This is a genomic window from Leisingera caerulea DSM 24564 (assembly GCF_000473325.1).
GTDB classification, from domain to species: Bacteria; Pseudomonadota; Alphaproteobacteria; order Rhodobacterales; family Rhodobacteraceae; genus Leisingera; species Leisingera caerulea.
In genome coordinates, this window is record NZ_KI421513.1 from 331488 (window position 1) to 358216 (window position 26729).

The 26729-nt window shown below is 64.2% G+C and carries 22 protein-coding genes and 2 rRNA genes (1 of these 24 only partly in view); 11 read left to right on the plus strand and 13 right to left on the minus strand.

Going from position 1 to position 26729, the window contains the following annotated elements:
* The first annotated feature begins 38 nt into the window (after positions 1 to 38).
* The 4 genes from CAER_RS0108770 (at position 39) to CAER_RS0108785 (ending at position 3735) form a co-directional block, all read left to right on the plus strand.
* Positions 39 to 1121 (plus strand): ABC transporter permease, encoded by a 1083-nt coding sequence (locus tag CAER_RS0108770; RefSeq protein ID WP_027234999.1) that lies wholly within the window; start codon positions 39 to 41, stop codon positions 1119 to 1121.
* A gap of 1 nt (position 1122) precedes the next feature.
* Positions 1123 to 2043 (plus strand): ABC transporter permease, encoded by a 921-nt coding sequence (locus tag CAER_RS0108775; RefSeq protein ID WP_027235000.1) that lies wholly within the window; start codon positions 1123 to 1125, stop codon positions 2041 to 2043.
* 66 nt (positions 2044 to 2109) lie between these two features.
* Complete coding sequence (locus tag CAER_RS0108780; RefSeq protein ID WP_027235001.1) at positions 2110 to 3186, plus strand: BMP family ABC transporter substrate-binding protein; 1077 nt, start codon at positions 2110 to 2112, stop codon at positions 3184 to 3186.
* Between the two features lie 192 nt (positions 3187 to 3378).
* Positions 3379 to 3735, plus strand: a complete 357-nt coding sequence (locus tag CAER_RS0108785; protein WP_027235002.1) for a VOC family protein — start codon at positions 3379 to 3381, stop codon at positions 3733 to 3735.
* 2 nt (positions 3736 to 3737) lie between these two features.
* On the opposite strand, the gene CAER_RS0108790 is transcribed toward CAER_RS0108785, so the two are convergent.
* A complete protein-coding gene (locus CAER_RS0108790; protein WP_027235003.1) occupies positions 3738 to 4319 on the minus strand; it encodes a hypothetical protein in 582 nt (193 codons plus the stop codon).
* 132 nt (positions 4320 to 4451) lie between these two features.
* Between CAER_RS0108790 and CAER_RS0108795 the strand changes: the two genes are divergently transcribed.
* The 4 genes from CAER_RS0108795 (at position 4452) to CAER_RS0108810 (ending at position 7543) form a co-directional block, all read left to right on the plus strand.
* Entirely contained in the window at positions 4452 to 5402 is a 951-nt protein-coding gene (locus CAER_RS0108795; protein ID WP_027235004.1) for an aldo/keto reductase, read from the plus strand.
* 4 nt (positions 5403 to 5406) lie between these two features.
* Positions 5407 to 6477, plus strand: a complete 1071-nt coding sequence (locus CAER_RS0108800; protein ID WP_027235005.1) for an NAD(P)/FAD-dependent oxidoreductase — start codon at positions 5407 to 5409, stop codon at positions 6475 to 6477.
* Complete coding sequence (locus tag CAER_RS0108805; RefSeq protein ID WP_027235006.1) at positions 6477 to 7133, plus strand: DUF938 domain-containing protein; 657 nt, start codon at positions 6477 to 6479, stop codon at positions 7131 to 7133. The genes CAER_RS0108800 and CAER_RS0108805 overlap by 1 nt, the downstream gene beginning before the upstream one ends.
* A gap of 74 nt (positions 7134 to 7207) precedes the next feature.
* On the plus strand, positions 7208 to 7543 hold the full coding sequence (locus CAER_RS0108810; RefSeq protein WP_027235007.1) for a carboxymuconolactone decarboxylase family protein: 336 nt from the start codon (positions 7208 to 7210) through the stop codon (positions 7541 to 7543).
* A 69-nt stretch (positions 7544 to 7612) separates the two neighbouring features.
* On the opposite strand, the gene CAER_RS0108815 is transcribed toward CAER_RS0108810, so the two are convergent.
* On the minus strand, positions 7613 to 8464 hold the full coding sequence (locus CAER_RS0108815; protein WP_245597343.1) for a LysR family transcriptional regulator: 852 nt from the start codon (positions 8462 to 8464) through the stop codon (positions 7613 to 7615).
* 99 nt (positions 8465 to 8563) lie between these two features.
* Here CAER_RS0108815 and CAER_RS0108820 point away from each other — a divergent pair, with 99 nt between their 5' ends.
* A complete protein-coding gene (locus tag CAER_RS0108820; RefSeq protein WP_027235009.1) occupies positions 8564 to 9154 on the plus strand; it encodes an HD domain-containing protein in 591 nt (196 codons plus the stop codon).
* Between the two features lie 74 nt (positions 9155 to 9228).
* On the opposite strand, the gene CAER_RS0108825 is transcribed toward CAER_RS0108820, so the two are convergent.
* From CAER_RS0108825 to CAER_RS0108860, 8 genes are all read right to left on the minus strand, one after another.
* Positions 9229 to 9648 carry a PRC-barrel domain-containing protein gene (locus CAER_RS0108825; protein WP_027235010.1) on the minus strand — a complete coding sequence of 140 codons (420 nt, stop codon included), beginning with the start codon at positions 9646 to 9648 and terminating at the stop codon, positions 9229 to 9231.
* 309 nt (positions 9649 to 9957) lie between these two features.
* The gene (locus CAER_RS0108830; RefSeq protein ID WP_027235011.1) at positions 9958 to 10560 is read right to left on the minus strand and encodes a class I SAM-dependent DNA methyltransferase; all 603 of its coding nucleotides are present in this window, start codon (positions 10558 to 10560) and stop codon (positions 9958 to 9960) included.
* Positions 10561 to 10740: 180 nt separating this feature from the next.
* A complete protein-coding gene (locus tag CAER_RS0108835) occupies positions 10741 to 11133 on the minus strand; it encodes a hypothetical protein (protein WP_027235012.1) in 393 nt (130 codons plus the stop codon).
* 115 nt (positions 11134 to 11248) lie between these two features.
* Positions 11249 to 13756 carry a GcvT family protein gene (locus tag CAER_RS0108840; RefSeq protein ID WP_027235013.1) on the minus strand — a complete coding sequence of 836 codons (2508 nt, stop codon included), beginning with the start codon at positions 13754 to 13756 and terminating at the stop codon, positions 11249 to 11251.
* Positions 13757 to 13975: 219 nt separating this feature from the next.
* On the minus strand, positions 13976 to 14326 hold the full coding sequence (locus tag CAER_RS0108845) for a hypothetical protein (protein ID WP_027235014.1): 351 nt from the start codon (positions 14324 to 14326) through the stop codon (positions 13976 to 13978).
* A 545-nt stretch (positions 14327 to 14871) separates the two neighbouring features.
* Entirely contained in the window at positions 14872 to 16275 is a 1404-nt protein-coding gene (locus CAER_RS0108850) for an FAD-binding oxidoreductase (RefSeq protein WP_027235015.1), read from the minus strand.
* Between the two features lie 108 nt (positions 16276 to 16383).
* Positions 16384 to 18174, minus strand: coding sequence for a gamma-glutamyltransferase (ggt, locus tag CAER_RS0108855; RefSeq protein WP_027235016.1), 1791 nt, complete (start codon positions 18172 to 18174; stop codon positions 16384 to 16386).
* Between the two features lie 41 nt (positions 18175 to 18215).
* Positions 18216 to 19202, minus strand: a complete 987-nt coding sequence (locus CAER_RS0108860) for a 2-hydroxyacid dehydrogenase (RefSeq protein ID WP_027235017.1) — start codon at positions 19200 to 19202, stop codon at positions 18216 to 18218.
* 217 nt (positions 19203 to 19419) lie between these two features.
* Here CAER_RS0108860 and CAER_RS0108865 point away from each other — a divergent pair, with 217 nt between their 5' ends.
* Both CAER_RS0108865 and CAER_RS0108870 read left to right on the plus strand, forming a co-directional pair.
* A complete protein-coding gene (locus CAER_RS0108865) occupies positions 19420 to 19917 on the plus strand; it encodes an SH3 domain-containing protein (RefSeq protein ID WP_027235018.1) in 498 nt (165 codons plus the stop codon).
* Between the two features lie 300 nt (positions 19918 to 20217).
* Entirely contained in the window at positions 20218 to 22431 is a 2214-nt protein-coding gene (locus CAER_RS0108870) for an NADP-dependent isocitrate dehydrogenase (RefSeq protein WP_027235019.1), read from the plus strand.
* A 78-nt stretch (positions 22432 to 22509) separates the two neighbouring features.
* On the opposite strand, the gene CAER_RS0108875 is transcribed toward CAER_RS0108870, so the two are convergent.
* From CAER_RS0108875 to CAER_RS0108885, 3 genes are all read right to left on the minus strand, one after another.
* Positions 22510 to 24417, minus strand: coding sequence for a methyl-accepting chemotaxis protein (locus CAER_RS0108875; protein ID WP_245597344.1), 1908 nt, complete (start codon positions 24415 to 24417; stop codon positions 22510 to 22512).
* A 302-nt stretch (positions 24418 to 24719) separates the two neighbouring features.
* A 5S ribosomal RNA gene (gene rrf / locus CAER_RS0108880) occupies positions 24720 to 24834 on the minus strand.
* Positions 24835 to 25042: 208 nt separating this feature from the next.
* Positions 25043 to 26729 (minus strand): 23S ribosomal RNA (locus CAER_RS0108885) (it continues 1141 nt past the right edge of the window).

Here is a 26729-nt window from a genome sequence, read left to right on the forward strand (position 1 = left end):
GGGAGTATTTTTGGAAAGATGAAAAGGGAGCCGCTTGAATGATCCGGCTTGAGAAAAGGCCGCAGCCGTCGCGGGCCTGGTCGATGGCGACGCCGCTGGTGGCGGTGCTGGCGACGATGTTTTTCGGCGGGCTGCTGTTTGCCGCGCTTGGCAAACCGCCGGTTGAGGCGATCCGCACCATCTTTTGGGAGCCGCTGTTTGGCGAGTTCGCCTTCTACTACCGCCCGCAGCTGCTGGTGAAAGGCGCGCCGCTGGTGCTGATTGCCATCGGCCTGTCGCTGGGCTTTCGCGCAGGCATCTGGAACATCGGCGCCGAGGGCCAGTACATCATGGGCGCCATCTTCGGCGCCGGGGCCGGCCTTGCCTTCTACCCCTCCGAGTCGTTCCTGATCTTCCCCTTCATGGTCCTTGCCGGCGCATTCGGCGGCTGGATCTGGGCGATGATCCCGGCGATCCTCAAGACACGCTTTGGCACCAACGAAATCCTGGTCTCCTTGATGCTGGTCTATGTGGCCGAACAGTTCCTCGCCTCGGTCTCCTTGGGCCTGTTGAAGAACCCCGAGGGTTTCGGCTTCCCCGGCTCACGCAACCTGCAAGCCTGGGACAGCGCCCATAACGCCGAGCTGATCGCGGGCACCGGCATGCACTGGGGCGTGGTGGCGGCGCTGATTGCAGTGATCTTTGCCTATGTGCTGCTGAACCGCCACATGACCGGCTACCACATCCGCCTCACCGGCGAAGCGCCGCGCGCCGCCAGGTTCGCCGGCGTGAACCCAACCCGGCTGGTGCTGTTCTGCCTTGGCACTTCTGGTGCTCTGGCAGGTCTTGCCGGCATGTTCGAGGTCTCCGGCCCCTCCGGCCAGATCAGCATCGACTTCAACGTCGGCTATGGCTTTACCGCGATCATTGTGGCCTTCCTGGGCCGCCTGCATCCGGTGGGCATCCTGCTGGCAGGCGGGCTGATGGCGCTGACCTACATTGGCGGCGATATCGCGCAGTCGAACCTGCAGCTGCCGGCCGCAGCCATTCAGGTTTTCCAGGGGATGCTTCTGTTCTTCCTGCTGGCCTTTGACCTGCTGACCAATTTCCGGATCGCAATCGGCAAGCCGGAGGTGGCGTAACATGGATCTTTCTGCAATCAACCCGGTCCTGCTCATCGCCTCGCTGATGGTGGCGGCAACCCCGCTCCTGCTGGCGGCCATCGGTGAATTGGTGGTCGAGAAATCCGGCGTGCTGAACCTTGGGGTCGAGGGGATGATGATCGTTGGCGCCATCGCGGGCTTTGCCACCGCAGTGGAAAGCGGCTCGCCCCTCCTGGGCTTCATTGCCGCTGCCATCGCAGGCGCGGCGCTGTCGGTCCTGTTTGCGATCCTCACCCAGTTTGCCCAGGCCAACCAGGTGGCCTCCGGCCTGTCGCTGACACTGTTCGGGCTGGGCCTGTCGGCGCTGATGGGGCAGTCCTATGTCGGTGTGAAGCCGCCGCAGATGGGCGATGTTCACATCCCGGTGCTCAGCGACCTGCCCGTCGTTGGCCCGATCCTGTTCGGCCACGACATCATCCTCTACTTCGGCATCGTCCTGACCGCTGCCGTCTGGTGGGTGCTGAAATACTCGCGCCTCGGCCTGGTGCTGCGCGCGGTGGGCGAGAACCACGATGCTGCCCATGCGCTGGGCTACAAGGTGATCAAGATCCGTCTGATGGCGATCATGTTCGGCGGCGCCTGTGCGGGCCTCGGCGGCGCCTACATCAGCCTGATCCGGGTGCCGCAGTGGACCGAGGGCATGACCGCCGGCATCGGCTGGATTGCGCTCGCCCTTGTGGTCTTTGCCAGCTGGAAACCCTGGCGCGCGCTGCTGGGTGCCTATCTGTTTGGCGGGGTCACCGTGGTGCAGCTTAATCTGCAGGCGGCAGGCGTTGCCATCCCGGTCGAGTATCTGGCAATGTCGCCCTATCTGATTACCATCCTGGTGCTTGTTATCCTTTCCGCGGACAAAAGCGGCGCACCCGCTGCGCTTGGCCGCAATTTCCACGCCTCCCGCTAGTGCGGGGGGCCTCATTGACCGCCCCGGCTGCCGGGGCCAACCAAAACCAACTGGGGAGTCCCTTTGATGAAACTGACCAACCTCCTGACCAGCGCCGCCGTGGCGCTTGGCCTGGCCGCGGGCGCGGCGCTGGCCGAAGACAAGACCAAAGTGGGCTTTGTCTATGTCGGCCCCGTCGGCGACGGCGGCTGGACCTATGAGCACGACCAGGGCCGCAAGGCGGTTGAGGCCGAATTCGGCGACAAGGTCGAAACCGTCTATGTGGAAAACGTGGCCGAAGGCCCGGATGCCGAGCGGGTGATGACCCAGATGGCGCTGGAAGGCGCCGACCTGATCTTCACCACCTCCTTTGGCTACATGGACCCGACCATCAACGTCGCCAAGAAATTCCCGAACGTGAAGTTCGAGCACGCCACCGGCTACAAGCGCGCGGACAACGTCTCGACCTATTCCGCCCGCTTCTATGAGGGCCGCGCGGTGCAGGGCACCATCGCGGGCCACATGACCGAGAGCAACATCATCGGCTACATCGGCTCCTACCCGATCCCGGAAGTGATCCGCGGCATCAACTCAGCCTATATCCACGCCAAGAAAGTGAACCCCGACGTCGAGTTCAAGATCGTCTGGGCCTTCACCTGGTTCGACCCGGCCAAGGAAGCGGACGCCGCCAAGGTGCTGATCGAACAGGGTGCCGATGTGATCCTGCAGCACACCGACTCCACCGCGCCGCAGGCGGCTGCACAGGCCGCGGGCAACGTGATCACCTTCGGCCAGGCGTCCGACATGTCGGAATATGCGCCTAAGCCGCGCGTCTCCTCGATCATTGATGACTGGGCACCTTATTACATTGCCCGCACCAAGGCTGTGATGGACGGCACCTGGGAGTCGGTTGACACCTGGGACGGCATCGGCGCCGGCATGGTGGGCATCGGCGAAATTTCTGACGCTGTTCCGGCGGACGTGAAAGAGGCTGCTCTGGCTATCAAGGACTCGATCGCGGACGGCTCCTACCACCCCTTCACCGGCCCGCTGAAAAAGCAGGACGGCAGCGACTGGCTGGCAGAGGGTGAGACCGCCGACGACGGCACCCTGGCTGGCATGAACTTCTATGTCGAAGGCCTCGAAGGCGACATTCCGCAGTAAGCGGCCCCCTTACGAGACTCACAAAGGCCCGCCACCCGGCGGGCCTGTTCTGTTGCGGCAGGGTGTCGGATGCCAGCAAAGCCTGCTGACACGCCCTGTCACTCTCCTGTTGTAGACCCCGCTCCACCGGCCGCCCGCCAGCATACCTGGCCCGGCCAACCGGGAAGCTGTGAAGCACATTGGAGAGAACCATTGAAACTGAACTACGCCGTTGTTGGCACCAACGACATGGACGCGTCGGTCAAATTCTACGACGCCCTGTTCGAACACTCGGACCTTGCGAAGATCCGTCCGAGCGAGAGAATGACCTACTGGCTGATGGACGATTTTGCCTTTGCCGCCGCCCTGCCTTTCGACGGCGAACCGGCCACCAATGGCAATGGAACCATGGTGGGGTTCAGCCTCGGCTCTGCCGCCGAAGTCACCAGGCTGCACAGCAAGGCGATTGAGCTGGGCGGCACTTGCGAGGGCGCGCCAAAGCAGCGCGGACCGCGGTTTTCCGCATATGTGCGGGACCTGGACAGAAACAAAATCTGTTTCGCCGACTAGGGTCAGGAGCAGACAACCGGCGCCGCCAGCTTTTGCGCGGCGCCGTCGACCCGCCGCACCAGCGCCGGACCGGTCACCGTGCAGCCGGCCAGCTGCGCCGCATATTCGGTCAGCTTCTCCAGCTGCTCCCTGTCGGAGGCAAAGAGATGCTTCAGCGGCAACCGGATCTTGTTCAGCACGGCAAAACTGCTGCCATCCACAGTCACGATCCGGAAACGGGTCCTGGCCTCCCCCAAACCGGTCTGAGCCGCATAGGGGGATTTCCATTTCGAGCTGGAATAAGCCATGGCTGACTGCGCTGCAGCCCGGCCGGCCTGCGGCTGGCCACCGCCCTGGTAGCTTGCGGAATGAAAGACCAGCCAGGGCGCGCCGGTGCGGGTCTTGTGCAGGCCCGGGCGCATGGCGCTGGTATAGTATCCCGCCTCTGCCAGGGCCGCTGTCCGGTAATCCGGCCCGCCGGTCTCAACCCCGGCCGCCGGCTGCGCGCCATAGCCGGTGCGGGTTGCCGACCAGTAATCCGGCTTTTCCGGCGCCGCGCAGGCTGCCAGCAGGGCCGCTGCCCCGATCATCAGAAACTGTTTCACTTTCCCTCTCCGTTCCGCTGCACCGGCTATCATGGCAAGGAAACCGGGCCGGATTATGGCACTGCTCACGGGTTGCGGCAGACCGCGGAAACCGCCTTTCCCTGCTTGCCCCCCTGTGCCAAGCTCCGCGCCATGACCCAGACCGCACGCAAGATTCTGACCGCCCCCGACGGCGCCCCGGCCAGCCGTTTCGCCTTTGGCACCATGCAGTTCGGCGGCCGCGCCGATGAGACGCAATCGGCCCGGATGTATGCCGCCTGCCGCGCCGCCGGGATCAATCACTTCGACACCGCCTGGGTCTATACCGATGGCCGGTCGGAACAGATCCTGGGCCGCCTGATCAAGGACGACCGCGACCAGCTGCTGATCGCCACCAAGGCGGGCTACACCGGCGGCGCGGGGGCTGCCAACCTGCGCGCCCAGCTGGATGAAAGCCGCCGCCGTCTGGGGCTTGATACGGTCGACGTGTTTTATCTGCACCGGTTCGACCCGGACACCGACCTGCGCGAAACCACGGACTGTTTCGCCGCGCTCAAGGACGAGGGGGTGATCCGCTACGTTGGCCTGTCAAACTTTGCCGCCTGGCAGGTGATGAAGGCGCAGATGGCGGCGCTGGCCTCCGGCACCGGCGTGGACATCCTGCAGCCGATGTATTCGCTGGTGAAACGCCAGGCTGAGGTCGAGATCCTGCCGATGTGCGCCGACCAGGGCATCGCCGTGGCCCCCTACTCCCCCTTGGGCGGCGGGCTCCTGACCGGCAAATATGCCGGCGGCGGCAGCGGCCGCATCACAGAAGACGACCGCTACCGCGCCCGCTACGGCGCTGAGTACATGCATGCAGCCGCCCAGCGCCTGTCGGCCCTCGCGGCGGAGCGCGGCACCGATCCGGCCACACTGGCCGTGGCCTGGGCCGCGGCGCACCCTGCGTTTCCGATGCCGATCATCTCCGCCCGCAGCGTGCAGCAGCTGCAGCCCTCGCTGGCAGCGCTGGATTTTGAAATGGACGCAGAGCTTTATAATATAATCGAAGCCTTCAGCCCGCGGCCTGCGCCCGCGACTGACCGGCTGGAAGAACAGGATTAGACCCATGCAGGATTTCATCGTCATCGGCGGCGGTATGGCCGGCATCAGCGCCGCCGCCCGGCTTGCGGACCTGGGCAGCGTCACCCTCCTGGAGATGGAGGACGCGCTTGGCTACCATTCCTCCGGCCGCTCTGCCGCGCTGTTTGAGGAAAATTACGGCCACGGCCCCACCATCGACCTGAACCGCGCCAGCGCCGCCTACCTGCGCGAGAACGGCTACCTGTCGCCGCGCGGGCTGATGCTGGTCGGGGCCAAGGACGATGGCGCCGGTTTTGCCCGCGATGTGGATGAACTGGGCATGGCCACGCTGGAGCTGGAGGAGGCCCTGGCCATGGTGCCGATCCTGAACCCCGGGACCGTCGGCTATACCGCCATAAGCGGCGCGGCAGAGGATATCGACACCGACCGGATGCTGCAGGATTTCGCCAAGGCCTTGCGCGCCGCGGACGGCCGGACCGTGACCAAGGCGCCGGTGACAGCCATCACCCGTATCCAAGACGGCTGGGAGGTCACCGCGGGCGGCCAGACCTATCAGGCCCGTCAGCTTGTCAACGCCGCGGGCGCCTGGGCGGATCAGGTCGCGGCGCTGGCCGGGGTGGCAGCGATCGGCCTGCAGCCCAAACGGCGTTCGATGGCGCGGCTGCCGGCGCCTGGCGGCCATGATGTCAGCGGCTGGCCGATGCTGCTGGGCGTGGGCGAGACTTGGTACGCCAAGCCCGATGCAGGCAAGCTGCTGGTTTCCCCCGCGGACACCGGCCTGGTGGACCCGCATGACGCCTATGCCGACGACATGGTGCTGGCCGAGGGGCTGGCGCGCTATGAGGAAATGGTGACCGAGCCGGTCACCCGGGTCGAAAGCAACTTTGCCGGGCTGCGCAGCTTTGTCCGCGACGGCACCCTGGTGCTGGGTCCGGATCCGGATCAGCCCGATTTCATCTGGTGCGCAGGCCAGGGCGGCTATGGCATCATGACCGCACCCGCCGCCTCGCAGCTGATTGCCGACCTGGTGGCGGGCCGCGCGCCGGTGCTGGATGCGGACACGGTGGCGGCCCTGTCGCCCGCCCGGCTGCGCTGATGCCGGTGCGCCCGGTTCCCGGTGCGGCCTCGGTGGCGGCACCGGAGGACGGCAAGCTGTTTGCCCCCGCCGCCGCCCGCAACAGCGGCGTGCTGTGCGATCTGCTGGCAGAGGTGGCCCCCGCCACGGGCCGCGCGCTGGAACTGGCCAGCGGCACTGGCCAGCACGCGGCGGCCTATGCCGCCCGGCTGCCCGGCCTGACATGGCAGCCCAGCGAGGTGGAGGAGGTCCGGCTTGACAGCATCCGGGCCTATGCCGAAGAGAGCGGCCTCAGGAACATCCTTCCGCCGGTGCAGCTCGACGCCACCGCCCCCGGCTGGGGCGCAGCGCATCCCGGCCAGGATCTGATTGTGCTGGTGAACCTGCTGCACCTGATCAGCGAAGACGAGGCCCGCGCCCTGATCCGCGAGGCCGCCGCCGCCCTCGCCCCCGGCGGACGCTTCGTGCTCTACGGCCCCTTCTTGCGCGGCGGTGAGCTGACCAGCGACGGCGACCGGGCGTTTCACGCGGCGCTCTCCGCCCATGACCCAGAGATCGGCTACAAGGACGACTTCGACGTCATCGATTGGCTGCACGGCGCCGGGCTGGAGCTGCTGCACGCGGTGGAGATGCCCGCTAACAACCTGGCGCTAATCGCGGAAAAACCGGCCATCTGACCTGGATCAAAGCTGCGCGACCCCGCCGCCCATACACCTTCAATAATCCGAATGTATTATTGAGGGAACAGCAGATGGACTGGCACGAGAAACTGGACGGGACCCGCAAGGGCCTGCGCAATCTGAACGGGGCGATCCCGGAAACCGCCCAGGCATTTGGCGCGCTTGGCAAGGCGGTGAAACAGGGCGGTGTCCTGGAATTCAAGCAGAAAGAATTCGTTGCCCTGGGCATCGCGGTGGCGCTGCGCTGCGAGGATTGCATCGGCCTGCATGTGGAGGCGCTGGTCAAGGCAGGCGCCAGCCGCGCCGAGGTCGGGGATGTGCTGGCGATGTCGATCCAGATGGGCGGCGGCCCGGCGATGATGTATGCGGCCAAGGCGATGGAGTGTTTCGACCAGCTGACCCGCTGAAGCCCGGCGCGGACTTCGGGCCGGTAAACACGCTTTTTCCAGCTAAAATTCCGGGTTGGAATTTTGCCCCTATCCGGCAGCCCGCACCGCATGCAGCCCCTGCAGCGCCTGGCGGATATGGGGCAGGCCCGGATTGTCCGGCAGGTACAGTGCCTTGCAGCCCAGGTTGATCTCTGGCGCTGCCTCCACAGCGTGGATCTGCCCCGCCGCCAGCGCCTCTGCCGCCATATAGGCTGGAAAATACCCCATGCCGCCCCGCTTCATCAGGTAGCGCAGACCCATCAGCGCATTGCCCAGAACGATGTGCTGACGGCTGCGGCGGGGCAGAACATCACGCAGCTGGGCGTCGTACTCGCTGCCGAATTCCAGGTTGATGAACAAGGGCAGCGCATCGCGGCCCAGCCGCAGCGGCTGGTCTGACACCAGCACCAGCCGCTCCGGCGGCAGCTCCTCCGCCGCCAGACCGCTGCCCGCGGGCACCTCGTTGACGATCGCCAGGTCCAGCAGCCGCCGCGCCACCGCCTCGCCCATATTCATCGCGTGGTCATAGTTCAGCGTGAACGGCACCGTGCCCTGCTCCGCCTCCAGCCAGACCGCAACATCCACCAGCACCGGATCCCAGACCGACAGCTGCGCCCCCAGCCGCAAAGGCACCCGCCCGGCCAGGCTCGCCTTCAGATCGCCGGAGACGAACTCCCAGGTCCGCACCATCTGCTCAGCATATGGCATGAACTGACGCCCCGCCTCGCTGAGCCGGGTGCCGCCGGGCCCGCGCTCAAACAGCGCCACGCCCAGGCGGTCCTCCAGCGCCTTGATGCGGGCGCTGACCGTGGTCTGGGCGACATTCAGCACCCGCGCCGCGCCGTGAAAGCTGCCGGTGACCTCAATCGCCAGGAAGGTCTCGAAAGAATTGATCTGCATGTTGATCAATATTCCCAATCAGTCTGAGCAAATCAATTCGTTTTCCTGCTCACCCGGGACTCGTTAGTCTGCCAGCAGATCAACCAAAGGACCGCGCCAATGCTGGACAAAAGCCACAAGCCCACCTGGACCAGTTTCACCGAAGCCACGCCCGAAGACTGGGCCGCGGTGGAAAAATACGAGGAGGCCTATAACGCCGCCCTGCCCGACCGGATCCTCGATGCCATCCGCTCACTGGACGAGGACTGGACCCCGTACCCGGTGAACCGCTACCAGCACAGCCTGCAGGCTGCGACCCGCGCCTGGGAGGACGGCGCCGATGACGAGATCATCGTGGCGGCGCTGGTGCATGACACCGGCGACATCCTGTCGCCCTACAATCACGGCGAGCTGTCGGCGGCGATGATGAAGCCCTATGTCAGCGAGAAGACCTATTGGATCCTCAAGCATCACTGCGTGTTTCAGGGCTTCTATTACAACCACCACTTCGGCGGCGACCGCAACGCGCGGGACAAATACCGCGACAGCCCCTATTGGGAGGACTGCCGGTATTTCTGCGAAAAGTACGACCAATGCGCCTTTGACCCGGAGTATCCCACCAAGCCGCTGGAATTCTTCGAACCGATCCTGCGCCAGGTGCTGTCGCGCGGCTGGGGGCATATGGAACTGGCGGAAACGGCGAAAGACTGACCCGCGTACACCGGGACAGCCTTCCGCAAAGAAAATGAGGGGCCTGATGGCCCCTCAATAAAACAATGGTGCGGTTAGTCCCACCAGCCTTCGTCGACCGACGGCAGTTCTTCCAGCTGCTCTTCGGTATAGCGGGTGACGATCACGTAGCGCTTGTCATCGACCGGGGCCAGACGCATGTCTTCCACCGGGATCATCACGTGCTTGTCGCCGACATCCAGGAAGCCGCCAACCTCGGCCACAACGCCCTTCATCATGCCATTGCGGTCCAGGATGATGTCTTCGATTTCACCGATGTCGTTCCAGTCCGGGCCAACGCCGTCAGCTTCCCAGTTGCCCCAGGTGTCTTCGTCCATCGGGCCGTTCAGGGTGTAAATGTCACCGCCGGTGATATCGCGGGTGCGGATCAGATCCTTGGTGTCCATAGCGGTTTCTGCAAGAGCGGGCGCAGCGGCCATACCAGCAGCCAGGGCGATCATTGCGATGCGTTTCATGGTGCATTCTCCTTTTCTGGTTCGTTCATAAGGAGAACGGGCACCGGGCAGGAAAGTTCCTGAAAACCCCAGAAAATTCCTGCCGCTAAGCCCCGGCCGCCGCTGCGCCGGCGGTGCAAAGGCATCAGGCGCGCCCGCAATGAGGGATTGCGCCGCGCGTTGCGCGCCGCTCCGCGGGCCGGGCAGGCCGCGCCTGCGGCGCGGCCTGCCCGGCCCAACGGGATCCTTCGGATTTCATATCCGGACGGGGACGGGCGGGAGATCCCCGGGGCGCCCCGACCGGTGCCTGTTGCCGCAGCGGGCAGAGGGTCAATCCGCAGCGCGGAGACCCGACCCCATCAGAACCGGCATCGACTGGCCGCCGGCGTCCATTGTGAAGGCATGTGCCACCCGGATCGACCCAAGGCCCGCATCCCGCAGCGCGTCTCTCACCTGCTGCTCAGTCAGCCCGGAGCCGCCCTCCTCCGAGGCCAGCCAATCCCATTGCACGAACAGTCCGCCGCTGTTCAGCCGCTTCGCCAGCGCCGCAACCGCGCTTTTATAGTCCGGCAGGAAACCGCAGACGGAGGAGGCGCAGATCATGTCAAATCCGCCGAGCCCCTCCCCGGCGTCCTGTCCGCTGCCATCCAGAATGTCCGCATGCAGCGCCCGGACATTGGGCAGCGCCTTGCCCTGCAGCACCGCGATCATCCGGTCCGAGGTGTCGGCGGCGACCACCTCCTTCACATGCGGCGCCAGCTTTTCGCTCAAGAGCCCGGTGCCGCAGCCGAAATCAAGCACCCGCTTGTCCTGCCAGCCGCCACCGGTGATGCCGGTCTCTGTGTCCAGCGCGGCAAAGGCCCGTGTGGCATAGGTGCGGACATCGCTGTTGCCGTCCCAGCCGTCCGCGTAATCGTTCCAGTCGTCGCCCATCGTGCTTGCGTGTCCCGCTTTGGTGTCTTGAACCCGGGACAGTGAAGCGGCGGGCGGGCGGCGTCAACAAGGGGCTGCAGGCGCGCACCTTCTCTTCGCCCGGAACCAAGGCGGAGCCGCCGGGCGAGCACCTGCCTCTCGACTGCAACAGTATAGGAGGAAGTCCAGCAGGGGTTCGGATCAGCCCTCCGCGCGGAGCTGCCGGGCGAGCCAGTCTATTTCTTCTGTCGCTCCGAACCCTTCTTCGCTGAGACGGATAACCGCCGTCCTTACAAGCTCCCTGTCGAGGTCCCGCGCTGCCTTGGCTTTTGCGACGGTCTCAAAATCCGCAGGATCGCAGACAAATGAGCTGAATCTCTGAATTTCGTCCGAATACACTGTGAACCCCGAGCGGTGCAGCACCTCGGCAGCCAGCTGCAGAGGCCCAACACACAAATTGTCGAAGGTCCTCACGCGGCCTTTTTCCAGATGGTGCACTTCCCGGTAGTGCAGCTGATGAACGCAGCGGGCTATGGCCAGCAGCCTGCCTTGATGCGTGTTGACGGGCTGCGGGAGCCAAGGCGGATAATCCATGCCCGAATGCTGACGGCATACCAGGGCTTTGTTCAAGTCCCTTTTCGCGCGCCAGCCACCCCAAAAAAAAGCCCCGGCACATTGGCCGGGGCTTCCTTGTCTCTTCCGCCTGGCCTTAGCCGTTCTGGCGGATGGTTTCGTTCTTCGGATCGTAGGGGCTGTCGCAGGTCACGACCGCATCCCACAGCTTGTCCTGCATCTTGACCTTCAGCTTGGTGCCTTCCACCGCGTGCTCAGGCTTCACATAGCCCATGCCGATGGATTTCTCGAAGGCCACCGAGTAGCCGCCGGAGGTCAGGCGGCCCACACGGGTGCCGTCTTCGGTGTAAAGCGCTTCGCGGCCCCAGGGATCGGCGTCCGACGGACCGTCGATCAGCAGGGTGCAGCACTTCACGCGGACGCCGGTTTCGACCAGCTTGTCCTTGCCGTGGAAGTCCTTCTCCAGGTCGACAAAGCGCGGCAGGTCGGCTTCCAGAGGGGTCGCGTCGCGGCCCAGTTCGTTGCCGAAGGCACGGTAGGATTTCTCCTGGCGCAGCCAGTTCTGGGCGCGCGCGCCGACCAGCTTCATGCCGTGCTTCTCGCCCGCTTTTTCCAGCAGGTCGAACAGGTAGTTCTGCATCTCGATCGGGTGATGCAGTTCCCAGCCCAGTTCACCGGTGTAGGCCACGCGGATCGCGTTCACGGGGCACATGCCCAGTTCGATCTGCTTGGCAGACAGCCAGGGAAAGCGCTTGTTCGACAGGGCGGTTTCCGGATCTGCGTCCTTGATCACCTCTTTCAGAACGTCGCGCGACTTGGGCCCTGCGATGGCAAAAACGCCCCACTGGGTGGTCACATCCTGGATCTCGATGTAACCGAACTCTGCCATCTTGTCTTCGGCGGCCTTGCGCAGGAAGTCCGCGTCATACTCGGTCCAGGCACCGGCGGAGACCAGGTAATAGTTGTTCTCGCCGTTGCGCACGATGGTGTATTCGGTGCGGGTGGTGCCGAATGCGGTCAGCGCGTAGGTCAGGTTGATACGGCCGACCTTGGGCAGCTTGTTGCAGGTGAACCAGTCCAGGAACTGCGTCGCACCGGGGCCTTTGACGACATGCTTGGTAAAGGCGGTTGCGTCGATCAGGCCAACGCCTTCGCGCACGGCTTTCGCCTCGTCCACGGCATACTGCCACCAGCCGCCGCGGCGGAAGGAGCGGGCGTCGTGGTCGAAGTTCTCCGGCGCGTCCAGGGGCCCGTAGTAGTTCGGACGCTCCCAGCCGTTGACCCAGCCGAACTGGGCGCCGCGGGCCTTCTGGCGGTCGTAGGCCGGAGCGGTGCGCAGCGGGCGGGCTGCCGGGCGCTCTTCGTCCGGGTGGTGCAGGATGTAGACGTGGTCGTAGCACTCTTCGTTCTTGCGAGCCGCGAACTCGGTGGTCATCCAGTTCTGGCTGTAGCGCTTGGGGTCGAGCGACGCCATGTCGATCTCGGCCTCGCCGTCCACCATCATCTGCGCCAGGTAGTAGCCGGTGCCGCCTGCGGCGGTGATGCCAAAGGAGAAGCCTTCCGCCAGCCACATGTTGCGCAGGCCCGGCGCCGGGCCGACCAGCGGGTTGCCGTCCGGGGTATAGCAGATCGGGCCGTTGAAATCGTCCTTGAGGCCCGACTCCTCGCAGGAGGGCATCCGGTGGATCATCGCCATGTACTGCTCTTCGATCCGCTCCAGATCGAGCGGGAACAGGTCGGCGCGGAAGCTGTCCGGTACGCCGTATTCAAAGCAGGCCGGCGCGTGCTTTTCATAAACACCCAGGATCCAGCCACCGCGCTCTTCGCGCACATAGGACTGTGCGTCGGCGTCGCGGATCACCGGGTGCTCCGGGTTGCCTTCCTCGCGGTACTTCTGCAGCGCCGGATCAACGTCGGTAACGATGAACTGGTGCTCGACCGGGATCGCCGGCATCTTGATGCCCAGCATCTTGGCGGTGCGCTGCGCGTGGTTGCCGGAGGCGGTCACGACGTGCTCGGCAGTGATCACCACCTTCTCGTCGGACTCGACCAGGTTGCCGCCCTGCTCCACCATCTTGGTGCAAGTGACTTCCCAGTGGGTGCCGTTCCAGTGGAAATCATCGGCCTGCATCTTGCGGACGATGTCGACGCCGCGCTGACGGGCGCCCTTGGCCATCGCCTGGGTCACGTCGGCCGGGTTGATGTAGCCGTCGGTGTGGTGGTACAGCGCGCCCTTCAGGTCCTCGGTGTTGATCAGCGGCCAGCGGGCCTTGATCTCGTCCGGGGTCAGGAACTCATACGGCACGTCGCAGGTTTCCGCGGTGGAGGCATAGAGCATGTACTCGTCCATGCGCTCCTGGGTCTGCGCCATGCGCAGGTTGCCCACCACGGCGAAACCTGCGTTCAGGCCGGTTTCCTCTTCCAGGGTCTTGTAGAAATCGACCGAGTACTTGTGGATGTGGGTTGTCGCATAAGACATGTTGAACAGCGGCAGCAGGCCGGCTGCGTGCCAGGTCGAGCCGGAGGTCAGCTCGTCACGCTCGATCAGCATGACGTCCTCCCAGCCGGCCTTGGCCAGGTGATAGGCAATCGAGGTGCCGATGGCGCCGCCGCCGACAACAAGTGCTTTGACTTGGGTTTTCATTCTCCCGCTCTCCAGCTTTGTGAGATTCTTGCATGCGGTTATGCCCGCGCATTGAAATCCGCGCAAAATCAGGCCGACGCAAAAACAGCCAAAACCGACCTTGCGCGCCACAGCATACCGGATTCTGGCAGCAGTTTTGACGGTAAAGGCGTTTTACCGCGCAGCAAAAAGGGGGCTGACGCCCCCTGACGGTCCTGAATCAAACTGCCGCGTCCCCTGTCAGCAGTCCGCCACATTGCCGCGGCGGATGCAAACGGGCGGCGGTGCCTCCTCCCCGTTCTGCACCTCTGCGACCTGCTCGCCGCCAGAGGGGCCGCCTGTAAGCAGACGCTTGCCGTAGCTGGCTGCCTCGCCCCAAAGTGACAGCCCCTGCCCGTCCTGCTGCGCAGCCGCGCGGACGGTGTCCCGGGTCCGGGCGCGGGCAAAGCGCTCCTGCACGATGGTGCCGTAATCGGTGGCGCTGAGATCGCCCCAGCTGAGGCCCGCATCCCGGGTCTGGATATGGTAGTCATAGCCGATAACGGCCTGGGTGCTGAGCACCAGGATGCCCATTGCTTTCTTCAGTGCCATGCCGCTCTCCGTTTCCGCAGGAATGCTTTGCTGACATCCCAGTTCAGGACCTGGCGCAGAATTGCGGCAGCTTTCCGGCTTTTCGGGGGAGAGTGCGATGCATGCGGTTCAGTCCGGCCAGGACCCCTGCCCTGCCGGCTGCTGCTGCGGTCTGCGTTACTGATCAACCTGTGCTGATCCCTGTGTGCTGAGCTTCAGCGGTAAGGAATGGCGGCGCCGCCAAGGGGCGGAGGCGGGACGGGAGGGTACTCCCGCACGCTGAACGTCGTCTTTGCGTGCCCGTGCCAAGGGCCCTGTTCCATGATGCCGGGGGTGTCAGGCCCGGCAGTGACCGCGATCAGGAAACAGTATGGCACCCGGGGCTTAAGATGCAGTGAGGCGGGCGTGCGCCGGGGGCGCAACCCCCAGGGCGGTGTGTGCGCAGCAGCCGCTGCGCAGTGAGTATTTCTGGAAAGATGAAGGCGCGAGGCCGGTGTTTTCATCTTTCCCCAAATACTCAAATCCCGCTGCCGGCCCGGAGCGGTCCGCTGGCGGGCGGTTGCACCTTACATCTCCAGGATCTTGCCCGGGTTCATGATGTTATCCGGGTCCAGGGCCGCCTTGACCGCCGCCATATAGCGGGTTGCCGGGCCCAGCTCCTTTTGCAGATACGGGCGCTTGCCCTGACCGATGCCGTGTTCGCCGGTGCAGGTGCCCTCCATCGAAATTGCCAGGTCATTGAGCCAGCCGACAAACTCATCCGCCTTCCGGCGCTCGATTTCGCTGTCCATGTCGATCAGCAGCAGCGCGTGGAAGTTGCCGTCGCCCACATGGCCGACGATCGGCGCCATCAGCCCCATGCCCTCCGCCTTGTCCCGCGCGGCGCCGACGCATTCCGCCAGTCTGGAGATCGGCACGCAGACATCGGTGGAGATCCCCTTGGCACCGGGGCGCAGCTGCAGGCTGGCCCAGTACATGTCATGGCGTGCCTGCCACAGCTTGTTGCGCTCCTCCGGCGTCGAGGTGGCGGCGATGTCAAAGCCGCCGAACTCTTCGGCGATGGAGGCGAACATGTCCGTCTGTTCCACCACGCCCGCATCCGAGCCGTGGAACTCCAAGAGCAGAAGGGGCGTTTCCGGCAGGTCCAGCCCGGAATAGGCATTGGCGGCGCGCACACTGAGCGCGTCCAGCAGCTCGATCCGGGCGACCGGGATGCCGTACTGGATGGTCATCATCACCGCGCGGCAGGCCTCATCCACGGTGCGGAACGAACAGCGGGCGGAGCGGATCGCCTCGGGGATGCCCTGCAGTTTCAGGGTCAGTTCGGTGATCAGGCCCAGGGTGCCCTCGCTGCCGACCAGAAGCCGGGTCAGGTCATAGCCGGCGGAGGATTTCTTGGCCCGCTGTGCGGTGCGGATCACGCCGCCGTCGGCCATCACGGCCTCCAGGCTGAGCACGTTGTCCTTCATGGTGCCATAGCGCACCGCATTGGTTCCGGACGCCCGCGTCGCCGCCATGCCGCCGAGCGATGCATTGGCGCCGGGGTCGATCGGGAAGAACAGGCCCTGGTCGCGCAGGTAGGTGTTGAGCTGCTCGCGGGTGACGCCGGGCTGTACCACAACGTCCAGATCCTCGGCATGCACCGCCATAATCTGGTCCATCCGCATCATGTCGATGCAGATGCCGCCGGCCGGGGCGTTCACATGACCCTCCAGCGAGGTGCCGGTGCCGAAGGGGATGACCGGCACGCCGTATTCGGCGCAGACCGCGACGATCTCCGACACCTCTTCGGTGGAGGTGGGGAACACCACCGCATCGGGCGCCTGGTTGACGATCCAGGTGGTGGTGTGGCCGTGCTGCTCGCAGATTGCCTGTCCGGTTTGCAGCTGGCTGCCGAAACGCTGTTGCAGTGTTTCGATTGCGGCCTCGATACCGGCCTCGTTGCGCGGCAATGAGGTGGCTTGCACCATGATCGGTCTCCCCCAGAAAAATTCACTTGTTAACCTACGCCCTGCCGCCGGCGTTCAGCAATACCCAGAACCCCGTAGGCCCGGCCGGCGGGGCCAGGCAGCACGCCCTTAACCGCCCAGGGCAATCCCCTCGCGCCGCGGATCCGCGGCGCCCTTCAGCCCCTCGCCGATCTCAATCGCGTGCAGGCCGGAGGTCAGGTCGCGGGCGTTCACCTCATAGCCCAGCTCTGTCAGCGCCTCTGACAAATCCTCGGCACTGGTGCCGGCCTCCAGGTCATAGGTGCCGAACCGGTTGACCAGATGCGGCAGCGCCAGCGCCTCCTGGATATTCAGGCCCCAATCGGCCCAGGCAATGATGGTTTTCGCCACATAACCGATGATGCGGCTGCCGCCGGGGGAGCCGATGGCCAGCACCGGCTTGCCGTCGCGCAGCACAATCGTGGGCGCCATAGAGGAGCGCGGCCGCTTGCCCGGCTCCAGCCGGTTGGCAATCGGGACGCCATTGGCATGAGTCCGGAACGAGAAATCGGTCAGCTCGTTGTTCAGCAGGAAACCCGCCGCCATCAGCCGCGAGCCAAAGGCGTTTTCAATCGTGGTGGTCATCGACAAGACATTGCCCGCCTGGTCCACGATGGAGATGTGAGAGGTCGAGGGCAGCTCGATCGACTCGTCATCGGCCAATTCAGGAATCAGGCCTGCATGGTCGAACTCGGGCGATCCCGGCGCTGTCTCCGGCAGCGCATCATCGCCTTGCAGCAGCTCTGCCCGCGCGGCCAGGTAATCCGCGGCCACCAGCCCGTGGGTGGGCACCGGCACAAAATCACTGTCGGCCATGTAACGGCCCCGGTCGGCAAAGGCGAGGCGGGAGGCATCGCCGATCAGCCGCCAGGCCTCAGCGCTTTCCGACCCCAGCGCGGCCAGGTCATAGGAGCTCAGCATCCCCAGGATCTGCCCCACGGTCAGCGCGCCGGAGGACGGCGGCCCCATCCCGCAAGCCTCGAAATCGCGGTAGGCAACACAGACCGCCGGGCGCTCCTTGACGTGATAAAGCGCAAGATCGGTGGCCGACAGCACCCCCGGGTTGCCCTCAGCAGCGGTGACGGCGTGAACGATCTCTGCGGCGATGGAGCCGACGTAAAACGCCCCGCTTCCCTCCTGCGCCAGCGCCCTAAGGGTGCCGGCATAGTCCGGGTTCAGCAGCGTTGCTCCTTCCTGGACCGGCTCACCCTGCGGCAGGAAATAGGCGGCGGTGGCCGGGAATCGCGCCAGCCGCTCAGCATCGCGCTCCACCAGCCCGGCCAGGCGCGGCGAGACGGCAAAGCCCTCTTCGGCAAGCGTGATCGCCGGTTCAAACAGCGACGGCCAGTTGGCCTGCCCCCAGCGGCGGTGCGCCGCCTCCATAAGCGCAGGGGTGCCCGGCGTGCCGACAGAGCGGCCGCCGACAACCGCGTCAAAAAACTGCAGCGGCTCGCCGTCTTCATCCTGGAACAGCGTCGGCATCGCAGCCAGCGGTGCGGTCTCGCGCCCGTCCAGCGTCGTCACCTCGCCGGTGGCGGCATCATACCAGACCAGAAACGCGCCGCCCCCAAGGCCTGAGGATTGCGGCTCCACCAGCCCAAGCACGGCCTGCACTGCCACCATTGCATCCGCGGCGGTGCCGCCCGCGCGCAAAACCTTGGCGCCTGCCTCCACCGCATGCGGGTTGGCGGCGGCAACCATCCAATTGTCCGCCTCCACCGGGCTGCCAGCGGCCTTGGCCTCCAGCGCGGCGGCCACCTCCGGCGAAATCGCCTCGAACGTGCCGGCAGTTGCGCCTTCGGGTGCGACTTCATCGGCAGCTTCCTGCGCGGCGGCGGATCCCGCGGCAAGCGCGGCAGTGGCCAGAACCAGATACTTCATGAAAGTCCTCCCTAAAATTTCCAGCCACGCAGACTGCGCGCTTACAGCATCGACGGCACCACCTGATCCGGCGGACGGTGGCCGTCCTCGAAGGTTTTGATGTTCAGCAGCACCTTTTCCCCCATCTCGATCCGGCCCTCGACGGTGGCCGAGCCCATATGCGGCAGCAGCACCACATTGGGCAGCTCGCGCAGCCGCGGGTTGATGTCGGTACCGTGTTCATAGACGTCGAGGCCCGCGCCCGCGATTTCACCGGTGCGCAGCATCCGGGTCAGCGCCATTTCGTCGATCACCTCGCCGCGCGAGGTGTTCACGATCACTGCCGAGGGCTTCAACAGCTTCAGGCGGCGGGCGTTCATCAGGTGGAAGGTGGAGGGCGTCGACGGGCAATTGACCGAGATCACATCCATCCGCGCCACCATCTGGTCGAGGCTCTCCCAATAGGTGGCTTCCAGCTGCTCCTCGATCTCGGGGCGCAGACGGCGGCGGTTGTGGTAATGGATCTGCATGCCAAAGGCAGCGGCCCGTTTGGCCACCGCCTGGCCGATCCGGCCCATGCCAAGGATGCCCAGACGGCGCCCGGCAATGCGCCCGCCCAGAAACGCGGTCGGCGCCCAGCCCTGCCAGTCGCCCTTCTGCATCACGGTCAGCCCCTCGGGCATCCGGCGCACCACCGCCATGATCAGCGCCATCGCCATGTCGGCGGTGTCATCGGTCAGCACGCCGGGCGTGTTGGATACCAGAATGCCGCGCTGGCGGGCTGTGGCGACATCAATGTGATCCACTCCCGCGCCGTAATTGGCAATCAGTTTCAGCCGGTCACCCGCCTGGCCCAGAAGGCCTGCGTCAATGGTGTCGGTGACGGTGGGCACCAGCACATCGGCATCCTTCAGCGCCGCGGCCAGTTCGGTCCGGGTCATCGGTGTGTCATCCTCGCGCAGACGCACATCAAACAGCTCGCTCAGCCGGGTCTCCACAGGTTCCGGCAACCGTCGCGTAACGACAACACTCAGTCGGTCTCTTGGCACTTGTGCTCTCCCTTGGGCTTTTCATTCCGCACGCCTCCATGGCATCGTGGCGCAGGATGCGAAGAGGCACAAGAACCCAAGCGCATTCCCTCGCCCGCAAGCCGGTATTTTACCGCCGCGGCCGGGGGCAGCAGAAGACGGGTAGAAGACCGGAACAAGAGGCTGGGCCCAACCTGGCCGGGCAAGAAGAGGCGATCAGGCAGTGAGACAAGCGGCAATGGCCATCCGCCATCTGGCGGCAGCAGCGGTATCCCTGGCCCTGGCAGGCGCAGCCTGTGCTGCCGAATCCCGCGGGCCTGTCACCAACCTCCCCCTGCCCCGCTATGTCTCGATGAAGGCCGCCAAGGGCAATGTGCGCCGCGGCCCGTCGCTCACACACAAAATCGACTGGGTGTTCAAACGCCGCGGCATGCCGCTGGAGATCACCGCGGAATACGGCCACTGGCGCCGGGTGCAGGACCGCGACGGCGCCGGCGGATGGGTGCATTACGCGCTGCTCTCTGGCGTGCGCACCGTGCTGGTCGAGGAGGACATGCTGACGGTCCACTCCCGCCCCGATACCCGCGCCCCGGTCACTGCCGCCTTTGAACTGGGTGTGGTCGCCCGGCTTGGCGAATGCGAACCCGCCTGGTGCGAGATCTCGGCCGGGGGCTACAGCGGCTGGGCCCCCAAGAAAAAGCTTTGGGGCGTCGCCCCGGACGAGCTGCGCGAATAATCCCCTTCTTCCTCCTGCCCCGAATATCCCGGGGTGAACTGGCCGTAAGGCCAAGTGGAACAGCACCCCTCCCCTGCCCCCTTCAGCCCCGCCGCGGCAATCTGCGCGGGCGGCAGATACGCCAAACCATTGCACCCGCAGCAATGGTGTTCTACATGAGGGCCGTGCCTATGGCTGCCAAAGCCGGTTCCGGCCCGGATTCCCGGGCCCCGCTTCGGCAGCACCGGATTACCCAAACCGGCGCGGCCCCGCTGCGCTGACGACATCAAAGCCTCCGAGATCGCTGAAAGGTTGTGGAACATGGCAGAAAATCAAACCCCGGACATATTGTATACCATTGTAGACGAAGCGCCCGAACTGGCCTCGGCATCTTTCCTGCCGATCATCCGCAAGTTCGCCGCCGCCGCCGGTGTCTCTGTCGGCACCAAGGACATTTCGCTGGCGGGCCGCATCCTCGCCGCCTTCCCGGAAAACCTGACCGAAGAGCAGCGCCAGAGCGACGACCTGGCAGAGCTGGGCGAGCTGGTGAAGACCCCGGACGCCAACGTGATCAAGCTGCCCAACATCTCCGCCTCGGTGCCGCAGCTGGTGGCCGCCGTCACCGAGCTGCAGGGCCAGGGCTATGACATTCCGAACTACCCGGAAGAGCCCAAGACCGACGAAGAAAAAGCCATCCGCGCCCGCTACGACGCCATCAAGGGCTCGGCGGTGAACCCGGTCCTGCGCGAAGGCAACTCCGACCGCCGCGCCGCCAAGCCGGTCAAGAACTTTGCCCAGAAGAACCCGCATTCGATGGGATCCTGGTCGGCAGACAGCAAGACCAAAGTGTCGTCGATGCCGGGCAACGACTTCTATGCCAACGAAAAATCTGCGACCATCACCGCCGCGCAGGCGGGTGACGCGAAGATCGAGTTCGTGGGCAAGGACGGCGCTGTCACCGTGCTGAAGGACAGCTGGACGCTGGAAGAAGGCACCGTGGCCGACGCGACCTTCATGTCCGCCAAGGCGCTGTCGGCCTTTCTGAAAGACGCTATTGAGGACACCAAGGCAGACGGCACCATGTTCTCGCTGCACCTCAAGGCCACCATGATGAAGGTCTCCGACCCGATCATCTTCGGCCACGCGGTCAAGGCGTGGCTGGCGCCGGTGTTCGAGCAGTTCGGCCCGCAGCTGGAGGCCCTGGGCGTTGACCCGAACTCCGGCCTCGGCGACCTCCTGAACCGGGTCAAGGACAACCCGGAAATCATGGCGGCAATCGACGCCGTGCGCGCCGAGCGCCCCTCCATGTACATGGTCGACAGCGACAAGGGCATCACCAACCTGCACGTGCCTTCCGACGTGATCATCGACGCCTCGATGCCCGCGGTGATCCGCGCTGGCGGCAAGGGCTGGGACGAGAATGGCAACAAGGGCGACACCAACTGCGTGATCCCCGACAACTGCTATGCGCCGGTCTATGACGAAAGCATCAAGTTCTTCAAGGAAAACGGCGCGCTGGACCCGTCCACCGCCGGCGCCGTCGCCAATGTCGGCCTGATGGCGCAGAAGGCCGAGGAATACGGCTCCCACCCCACCACCTTCGAGGCGCCCGCGGACGGCACCATCCGGGTGGTTCTGGCCAATGGCGATACCCTGCACAGCCACGAGGTTGAAGCGGGCGACATCTGGCGCTCCTGCACCGTCAAGAAGGCGCCGATCGAGAACTGGATCCAGCTGGCGCTGGACCGTCAGCGTCTGACCGGTTCCGAGGCGATCTTCTGGCTGGACGAAAACCGCGCCCATGACGCCGAGCTGATCAAATACGTGAAGCCCGCGCTTGAAGAGGCCGGCGTTGCGGACAAGTTCCAGATCCTGGCGCCGCGCGAAGCGACCCGCCAGAGCCTCGAAACCATCACCAAGGGCGAGGACAGCATCGCCATCACCGGCAACGTGCTGCGCGACTACCTGACCGACCTGTTCCCGATCCTGGAACTGGGCACGTCGGCCAAGATGCTGTCGATCGTCAAGCTGATGAACGGCGGCGGCCTGTTCGAGACCGGTGCCGGCGGTTCCGCGCCCAAGCACGTGCAGCAGCTGGTCGAGGAAAACCACCTGCGCTGGGATTCGATGGGTGAATTCTGCGCGCTGGGGGAATCGCTGAACTTCCTCGCCGACAGCAAAGGCAATGCCAAGGCCGGCGTGCTGGGCGCCGCGGCTGAGGACGCCACCCAAGGCATCCTCGACAACAACCGCTCGCCCTCGCGCAAGGTGGGTGAGCCGGACAACCGCGACAGCCACTACTGGTTTGCCCGCTACTGGGCCGAGGCGCTGGCAGCGCAGACCGACGACGCGGAGCTGGCGGCGCATTTCGCCCCCATCGCGGAGGAGCTTGGCGCGAAGGAAGAGCAGATCATCAGCGAACTGGCGGCCGCACAGGGCGGCGCAGCCGACATCGGTGGCTACTACAACCCGAGCGCTGAGCTGAAAGCCAAGGTGATGCGCCCCAGCGCGACGCTGAACGCGATCATCGGTTGATCCGTTCCCTGCCGATCCAAACAGAAAACGCCCGGGGGCATCCCCCGGGCGTTTTTCATTTCAGGCTATGAGGCTGGATCAAAAATCCTGCCACAGGTCCCTGGCGGCATTGCCATTGGAGACCACGGGCGGCTGCGGCGTCGCCTCCATATCCCAGTCGCTGGCGCCATGCGCGGTCGGCACAGGCGCCGCGGCGGGCTGGGCTGGGACAGCTGCGGCCTGTGCCGGAGCCGCCGCACGGGTGCCGGGGATCTTGAAGTGGGCGACCAGCCCGGTCAGCCGGGTGGCATCTTCCTTCAGCAGCTGACCGGCAGCAGTGGATTGCTCCACCATGGCGGCGTTCTGCTGGGTGACCTGGTCCAGCTGGGTTACGCCCGTGTTGATCTCGGCCAGACCGGTGGACTGCTCCGCCGCCCCTTCGGCGATGCCGGACACCAGCTCGGAGATGTGGTTGACCTGCGACACGATGCTTTGCAGCGCCTCGCCCGCCTTTCCAACCAGCTCCACGCCGCGCTCAACCTGGCCGGAACTGTTGCTGATCAGGGTCTTGATCTCCATCGCGGCATCCGACGACCGCTGCGCCAGCGCCCGCACTTCCGAGGCAACCACCGCAAACCCGCGGCCCGCTTCGCCGGCTCTCGCCGCCTCGACGCCTGCGTTCAGCGCCAGCAGATTGGTCTGGAATGCGATATCGTCAATCACGCCGATGATCTGGGAAATCTGGTTGGAGGACTGCTCGATCTCGGTCATGGCAGACACCGCGCTTTGCACCACCTCGCCGCTGGTTTCCGCTTCGCGCTTGGCGTCTTCCATCGTCGCCTCGACGCTGCGGGCGCCCTCGGCGGCGGATTTCACCGAGGCGGTCAGCTCATCCAGCGCCGCCGCGGTCTCTTCCAGGGTGGCAGCCTGGCTCTCGGTGCGGTGCGACAGGTCATCAGACGCCTGGCTGATCTCGCCGGCGCCGCTGCGGATGCTGTCAGCCGCGGCGATCACCTGCTCCACGGTCTGGCTGAGGGTCTGCGCGGTGCTGTTGAAGTCCCGGCGCAACTGCTCGTATTCGGCAGGGAAGGTTTCAGTGATCTGGGCGGTCAGGTCGCCGTGCGACAGGTCCGACAGCTTGCTGCTGAGCGCCTCCACCACGCCGCTGCGGGTGGCGTCAAGCGCCTGCTGCTCCTGCTCCATGTCTTTCTGGCGGATCAGCGCCTGGCGGAACACATCCACAGCCCGGGCGATTTCACCCAGCTCGTTGCGCGCGCCGGAGGAGGGAATGCCGCTATCGGTGTCCCCGTCCGCCAGAGCCGTCATCCGGTTCTTCAAACCGGTCAGAGGCCTGGTCACGCTGCGGGTGATGAAGAAAGCTGCCACAGCCAGCAGCAGCAGGCCGCCGCCAAGCACCGCCAGCGACTTGTTGCGCATGGCCGCCACATCCGCTTCGATATCAGAGACATAGGCGCCGGTGCCAACAATCCAGCCGAACGGCTCGAAAGCCTGGACATAACCGATCTTGGCCTCGATCACCTCAGAGTTCGGCTTTTTGAAGTAATATGTCAGCTCGCCCGCCCCTTTGGAGGCCGCGATCTTCTCCAGTTCCTGGAACACCTTGATGCCGGTCACATCCTCGTAGCCGCCCTGGTTGGTGCCGACCCAGTCAGGCACCGTGGGATGCGCCTGAACCACCAGATCATGGTCAAAGACAAACACATAGCCGGACTCGCCAAACCGCAGCGCAGTCAGCCGCTCGCGGCCAATGTCGCGGGCCTGTTCCGGCGTGAACCGCCCGGTCCGGGTTCCTTCATCCAGATCGCGCAGCAGGCTGACCGCCGCGTCGGTGACATTGTGCAATTCCTTGTAGCGCATCTCGTAGGCGTTGTTCACAGCCTGGTTCAGCATCAGGAAGGTAAGCACGGCCGTCAATCCAAGCGCGAGCACGGCCAGCGAATAGATACGGACGGGCAGACGGTAGAGAAAAGCGGGTATTCGGGGCATGTTTGCAGAGCCTTTATTGCAGGTCTATTGCCGACCTGTTTTAGAAGGCAGTCTCTAACAAACCCCTACCTCAAAGCGCCCGGCCGCCGTTTTCCGCAAGGTTTTTGCCGCATATTGGGCGGAACAGCCCGCAGCGGCACCGCTTCCGCCGCGCATCTCACCCGCGTCAGCCCCGGAGGCCGTGTTTGCGGGCGGCGCTTGGGCTGGTTTTTGTGTTTTTAACGCAAAACCGCCGCTTGCGTTATGTGCAGCGGCGGTTTTGTTTTGGGCATCGTTTAAGAGAGTTATTTGGATTTTACTAGGTTTGGCGGTGACCTACTCTCCCAGGGCTTGAGCCCAAGTACCATCGGCGCGACAGTGCTTAACTTCCGGGTTCGGGATGGGACCGGGTGTTTCACTTGTGCTGTGGCCACCAAACCGAGAAAAATCCAGATGCCTTCGGCAGGTGGATTTTTCTCGGTTAGCGGCAGGCAGCGTATTTGCAAAGCAAATGCGCGTTGCCGCACCTGAGTTACGTCACAGGACGTTTCCACAAGCGGAAGGCAATACAATCAACGTTTGTCCAAGTTTTTTGTTTTGGATGGTTTGCTTTATTTGGTTCGAGTAACACTGTCTGTTACTGGATCAAATCAAGCCTATCGGGCGATTAGTACCGGTCAGCTGAACGCATTGCTGCGCTTACACCTCCGGCCTATCGGCGTGGTGGTCTTCCACGGCCCTCAGGGATACCTTGTTTTGAGGGGGGCTTCCCGCTTAGATGCCTTCAGCGGTTATCCTGTCCGATCATAGCTACCCAGCACTGCTATTGGCATAACAACTGGTCCACCAGTGGATCGTTCACCCCGGTCCTCTCGTACTAGGGGCAACTCCTCTCAAGTATCCTGCACCCACGGCAGATAGGGACCGAACTGTCTCACGACGTTCTAAACCCAGCTCACGTACCTCTTTAAACGGCGAACAGCCGTACCCTTGGGACCTGCTCCAGCCCCAGGATGAGATGAGCCGACATCGAGGTGCCAAACACTGCCGTCGATATGGACTCTTGGGCAGTATCAGCCTGTTATCCCCGGCGTACCTTTTATCCGTTGAGCGATGGCCCTTCCACGCGGGACCACCGGATCACTATGGCCGACTTTCGTCTCTGCTCGACTTGTCAGTCTTGCAGTCAGGCTGGCTTCTGCCATTGCACTCAACGAGCGATTTCCGACCGCTCTGAGCCAACCTTCGCGCGCCTCCGTTACTCTTTAGGAGGCGACCGCCCCAGTCAAACTACCCGCCACGCAGGGTCCCGGATCCGGATAACGGACCGCGGTTAGACATCAAGAGTGCGAAGGGTGGTATCTCAAGGGAGGCTCCACCGGAACTTGCGTTCCGGCTTCGATGCCTACCACCTATCCTGCACATCACAATCCTGATGCCAGTGCGAAGCTGTAGTAAAGGTGCACGGGGTCTTTCCGTCTAACCGCGGGAAGCCTGCATCTTGACAGGCAATTCAATTTCGCTGAGTCGATGTTGGAGACAGCGGGGAAGTCGTTACGCCATTCGTGCAGGTCGGAACTTACCCGACAAGGAATTTCGCTACCTTAGGACCGTTATAGTTACGGCCGCCGTTTACCTGGGCTTCAATTCGGAGCTCTCACCCCTCCTTTTAACCTTCAGGCACCGGGCAGGCGTCAGACCCTATACGTCGCCTTGCGGCTTCGCAGAGCCCTGTGTTTTTAATAAACAGTCGCCACCCCCTGGTTTGTGCCCCCGGATCCAAGTTGCCTTGAACCCGGGCCTCCTTCTCGCGAACTTACGGAGGTATTTTGCCGAGTTCCTTCAACATCGTTCTCTCAAGCGCCTTGGTATTCTCTACCAGTCCACCTGTGTCGGTTTAGGGTACGGTCTGACGGAGGGCTATTTCCAGGGACTGATCAGCAGCCCAGTCAATCCGATAAGACTGAACTACCTTCACAATCCGTCACATCCTCCTGGCCTAGGAATATTAACCTAGTTCCCATCGCCTACGCCTTTCGGCCTCGGCTTAGGGGCCGGCTTACCCTGCTCAGATTAGCTTTAAGCAGGAACCCTTGGACTTTCGGCGAGAGTGTCTCTCACACTCTTTGTCGCTACTCATGTCATCATTCTCGCTAGTGATCTCTCCACCGGATGGCTCACGCCCCGGCTTCATCGAAAGCCTCTCTCCTCCAATACTCCCGAAGGAGTTAAGGAGGAATGAGACTATGTCACACTACGCTCTGCTACCATGCACTATGTGCATCCTCGGCTTCGGCTCATGGCTTGAGCCCCGTTACATCTTCGCCGCAAGA

What these genes read in the sequence shown, in the direction of transcription:
- CAER_RS0108770 (WP_027234999.1), top strand. Translation starts at nt 39, where the DNA reads ATGATCCGGCTTGAGAAAAGGCCGCAGCCGTCGCGGGCCTGGTCGATG.
- CAER_RS0108775 (WP_027235000.1), top strand. Translation starts at nt 1,123, where the DNA reads ATGGATCTTTCTGCAATCAACCCGGTCCTGCTCATCGCCTCGCTGATG.
- CAER_RS0108780 (WP_027235001.1), top strand. Translation starts at nt 2,110, where the DNA reads ATGAAACTGACCAACCTCCTGACCAGCGCCGCCGTGGCGCTTGGCCTG.
- CAER_RS0108795 (WP_027235004.1), top strand. Translation starts at nt 4,452, where the DNA reads ATGACCCAGACCGCACGCAAGATTCTGACCGCCCCCGACGGCGCCCCG.
- CAER_RS0108800 (WP_027235005.1), top strand. Translation starts at nt 5,407, where the DNA reads ATGCAGGATTTCATCGTCATCGGCGGCGGTATGGCCGGCATCAGCGCC.
- CAER_RS0108805 (WP_027235006.1), top strand. Translation starts at nt 6,477, where the DNA reads ATGCCGGTGCGCCCGGTTCCCGGTGCGGCCTCGGTGGCGGCACCGGAG.
- CAER_RS0108810 (WP_027235007.1), top strand. Translation starts at nt 7,208, where the DNA reads ATGGACTGGCACGAGAAACTGGACGGGACCCGCAAGGGCCTGCGCAAT.
- CAER_RS0108815 (WP_245597343.1), bottom strand. Translation starts at nt 8,464, where the DNA reads ATGCAGATCAATTCTTTCGAGACCTTCCTGGCGATTGAGGTCACCGGC.
- CAER_RS0108820 (WP_027235009.1), top strand. Translation starts at nt 8,564, where the DNA reads ATGCTGGACAAAAGCCACAAGCCCACCTGGACCAGTTTCACCGAAGCC.
- CAER_RS0108825 (WP_027235010.1), bottom strand. Translation starts at nt 9,648, where the DNA reads ATGAAACGCATCGCAATGATCGCCCTGGCTGCTGGTATGGCCGCTGCG.
- CAER_RS0108830 (WP_027235011.1), bottom strand. Translation starts at nt 10,560, where the DNA reads ATGGGCGACGACTGGAACGATTACGCGGACGGCTGGGACGGCAACAGC.
- CAER_RS0108835 (WP_027235012.1), bottom strand. Translation starts at nt 11,133, where the DNA reads ATGGATTATCCGCCTTGGCTCCCGCAGCCCGTCAACACGCATCAAGGC.
- CAER_RS0108840 (WP_027235013.1), bottom strand. Translation starts at nt 13,756, where the DNA reads ATGAAAACCCAAGTCAAAGCACTTGTTGTCGGCGGCGGCGCCATCGGC.
- CAER_RS0108845 (WP_027235014.1), bottom strand. Translation starts at nt 14,326, where the DNA reads ATGGCACTGAAGAAAGCAATGGGCATCCTGGTGCTCAGCACCCAGGCC.
- CAER_RS0108850 (WP_027235015.1), bottom strand. Translation starts at nt 16,275, where the DNA reads ATGGTGCAAGCCACCTCATTGCCGCGCAACGAGGCCGGTATCGAGGCC.
- ggt (WP_027235016.1), bottom strand. Translation starts at nt 18,174, where the DNA reads ATGAAGTATCTGGTTCTGGCCACTGCCGCGCTTGCCGCGGGATCCGCC.
- CAER_RS0108865 (WP_027235018.1), top strand. Translation starts at nt 19,420, where the DNA reads ATGGCCATCCGCCATCTGGCGGCAGCAGCGGTATCCCTGGCCCTGGCA.
- CAER_RS0108870 (WP_027235019.1), top strand. Translation starts at nt 20,218, where the DNA reads ATGGCAGAAAATCAAACCCCGGACATATTGTATACCATTGTAGACGAA.
- CAER_RS0108875 (WP_245597344.1), bottom strand. Translation starts at nt 24,417, where the DNA reads ATGCCCCGAATACCCGCTTTTCTCTACCGTCTGCCCGTCCGTATCTAT.